Origin of the sequence: Kitasatospora sp. MY 5-36 (assembly GCF_001182915.1) — a bacterium.
GTDB lineage: Bacteria > Actinomycetota > Actinomycetes > Streptomycetales > Streptomycetaceae > Kitasatospora.
Genome location: NZ_LFVW01001107.1, coordinates 1 through 1881, shown reverse-complemented (window position 1 = coordinate 1881; position 1881 = coordinate 1). Strand labels below are relative to the sequence as shown.

Below are 1881 nucleotides of genomic sequence, written 5' to 3'. Positions count from 1 at the left end.
GGCGGGCGCCTCACCGCAGCGGCTCGGCGAGGCGCTCGCCCGCGCCGTGCACGCCGGGCTGTCGGGTTCTGGTCAGCTCCCGGCTGGTGGGCGGCTCTCGGGTACCGGGCGGCACGTGGAACGGGGGCGGACGTGACGCAACTCAAGGCCTCCGTACGGGACTCCGCGCAGGACGCCAAGCAGGGCGGCCAGGCCCGGCGCAAGACCCGGGCCCCGAAGGCCCGCACCCCCGAGCCGAAGGAGATCGTCTCCGGCGCCGGCCAACCGCTCGACCCGGGCGTGCGCCGGGAGTTGGAGGCGCGGCTCGGCCACGACCTCAGCCGGGTCCGGGTGCACACCGACCGGGACTCCGCCGCGCTGACGGAGCTGATCGGCGCGGACGCCGTCGCGGTCGGCCCGGACCTCTTCTTCGGCGAGGGCAAGTACCGGCCGGCCGCCGAGGACGGCCGCCGGCTGCTCACCCACGAGCTGCTGCACACCATCCAGGCCCCGAACCCGCTCGGCGCGCTGCGGGCCGGCCGCGACCTGGGCGCGGTGAGCCTGCCGCAGGACGCCGTCGAACGCGAGGCGGAGCAGGGCGCGATCGGGGACCGGCCGACGACGGCGACGCCCAGCGCCACACCGGGCTGGCTCCGCTACGCGACCGTCGACGCCGACCGCTTCCGCACCGAACGGCTCGACCCGGCCACCCTGGTCGACCGTCTGGCGTCCGGCATCCTGCGCTCGCTGCGCGGCGACCCGACCGACTCCTCCGGCCGGGTCCGCCTCCAACTCGCCAGATTCGCGCCCGAGTTGCAATCCTCTGTCCTGGACCGGCTGGCGGTCCTGCTGCCCTCCTCCGACTACACCCGGGTGCTGGAACTGGTCGAGGCCGCCGAGCACCGCCCGGCCGACGTGGACGCCGCCCAGACCCCCGAGCCGGTGACCGATGCTACCGACCGGACCACCGACGACCACGACCGGACCGACCGGGAGGACCGCGAGGAGCGGGACCGGCAACAACAACTCGACGACGAGGCGCGGCAGTCGGACGACCCGAAGGCTCGCCGCAAGCACCGGAAGCACCGCAAGGGCCAGGGCGACCAGGAAGGCAAGGACGACAAGGACGGCGGCGAGGAACGCCCGGAGCAGCAGGACGGACAGCAGGCACCACCCGCGGAGGGCGAGGCCGCTCAGACCGAACCGGCCGCACAGCCCGCCGCGCAGCCGGAGGCCGGTCAGGCCCAACTCCCCACGGAGGCGCAGCCGTCGGCTGTCGAGGAGGCGCCCGCGGCAGACCCGGAACAGGCGCCCGTACCGGCCGAGGAGGGCGCCGCCCAGCCGGTCGCCGCCACCGTACCCGGCTCGCCCGAGGCCGAGCAGCAGGGCGTCGGCACCCGGCCCTCGGCCGGCACGAAGCCGCAGGAGCCCGCCGCCGGGCTTCTGCCGCAGACCGCGCCGGTCAAGCCCGAGCGCCTGGACGCGATCGCGCGGGCCGAGGACAGCCCGCTGGCCCGGCACGGGCTGCTGGAGGGCGACCAACGGCAGGGCGAAGCCCCGGACGAGGAACGGCCGTTGGGCATGGAGCCCGGCGCCGACTCCGAGGTCCACGACGCGCCCGCCGCGGGCGAGGAGCGGCAGTCGTCGGCCGTCCTCGGGCCCGAGCTCAAGCCCGGGGACTTCCTGCCCGCCGCCGACCTCGACGTGTCGGCCGTCCCGACGGCCGATCAGCTCACCCTGTCGGCGGACGGCACGCCCCCCGCGCAGGCCGAGGCGCCCGCGTTCCCCGAGCCGCCCGCGACCAAGGCCGAGCAGGTGCAGGCCGAGCGGGACAGCCGGCCGGAGGACGACGCGGAGGCGGCCCCGGCTCCGCCCGAGCAGGCGGAGCCCGGGGCGGCACCG

The 1881-nt window shown here is 76.9% G+C and carries 1 protein-coding gene; it reads left to right on the top strand.

The genetic code is table 11. From position 1 onward, the window contains the following. Positions 1-132 precede the first annotated feature (132 nt). Positions 133-1881, top strand: a 1749-nt coding sequence (locus tag AE652_RS43345) for a DUF4157 domain-containing protein (protein ID WP_159028718.1), incomplete at its 3' end; no start/stop codon positions are given.